Origin of the sequence: Solemya elarraichensis gill symbiont (assembly GCF_002021095.1) — a bacterium.
GTDB lineage: Bacteria > Pseudomonadota > Gammaproteobacteria > Chromatiales > Chromatiaceae.
Genome location: NZ_MPRK01000360.1, coordinates 1 through 1,174, shown reverse-complemented (window position 1 = coordinate 1,174; position 1,174 = coordinate 1). Strand labels below are relative to the sequence as shown.

Here is a 1,174-nt window from a genome sequence, read left to right as displayed (position 1 = left end):
TCACGTCCAAATTGGAAGAAGGCAATGGTAAAAGTGTCTGAAGGCCAAATGATTGATGTGAGCAGAACTTAAAGAGATTATTATGGCGCAAGTAATTAAAAGAAAACCAACCTCACCAGGCAGAAGGTTTGTTGTTAGTATTGTAGATAAAGAGTTACATAAGGGCGCGTCTTATGCGCCATTAACACAAAGCAAAAATAGAATTAGCGGTCGTAATAACGTAGGTCGTATTACCACACGTCATAAGGGTGGTGGACATAAGCGTCGTTATCGTATTATTGACTTTAAGCGAAATAAAGACGATATTACTGCACGTGTTGAACGTTTAGAATATGATCCAAACCGTAGCGCTAATATTGCCTTAGTTTTATATACTGATGGTGAGCGTCGTTATATTATTGCACCTCATGGGCTGAGTGTTGGTTATACTATTGTGTCAGGTAATTCTGTTGCTATTCAAGCAGGCAATGTAATGCCATTAAGCAATATTCCATTGGGTGGTGTAGTTCATTGTATTGAATTAAAACCTATGAAAGGCGCGCAAATTGCTCGTAGTGCTGGTGCCTTTGCACAATTGATTGCTAAAGAAGGCAACTATGTTACTTTAAGACTTCGCTCTGGTGAGGTGCGCAAGGTTTTAGCAGATTGTCGTGCAACGATTGGTGAAGTTTCTAGATCTGAACATAGTTTAAAAAAATTAGGTAAAGCAGGTGCCACTCGTTGGCGAGGTGTTCGTCCAACTGTTCGTGGTGTTGTTATGAACCCAGTTGACCATCCACATGGTGGTGGTGAAGGTAAAACCAGTGGTGGCAGACACCCAGTTTCTCCTTGGGGTACACCAACCAAGGGTTATAAAACACGTAGTAATAAACGCACAGATAAGCTCATTTTGCGTCATAGGAATAAGGGTTAATTATGGCTAGATCATTAAGAAAAGGACCATTTATAGACGAGCACTTAATCAAAAAAGTATTAGTAGCTCAAGAAAAAAATGATAGAAAACCAATTAAAACATGGTCGCGTCGTAGTGTTGTTGTACCTGAAATGATTGGTCTTACGATTGCAGTTCATAATGGTAGAGTGCATGTTCCTGTGTCTATCAATGAAAATATGATTGGTCATAAATTGGGTGAATTTGCTATTACTAGAACTTTCAAAGGCCACTCTGGTGATC

At 39.5% G+C, this 1,174-nt stretch carries 2 protein-coding genes; both read left to right on the top strand.

Annotated features, from left to right (window positions below):
• The first annotated feature begins 82 nt into the window (after positions 1 to 82).
• Positions 83 to 913, top strand: a complete 831-nt coding sequence (gene rplB / locus BOW51_RS10925) for a 50S ribosomal protein L2 (protein WP_011737586.1) — start codon at positions 83 to 85, stop codon at positions 911 to 913.
• A gap of 2 nt (positions 914 to 915) precedes the next feature.
• On the top strand, positions 916 to 1,174 hold a 259-nt coding region (gene rpsS / locus BOW51_RS10920; protein ID WP_078477725.1), incomplete at its 3' end, for a 30S ribosomal protein S19.

Bases quoted from the DNA above. Each gene is read 5' to 3' on its own strand.
- rplB (WP_011737586.1), top strand. From the start codon at position 83: ATGGCGCAAGTAATTAAAAGAAAACCAACCTCACCAGGCAGAAGGTTT.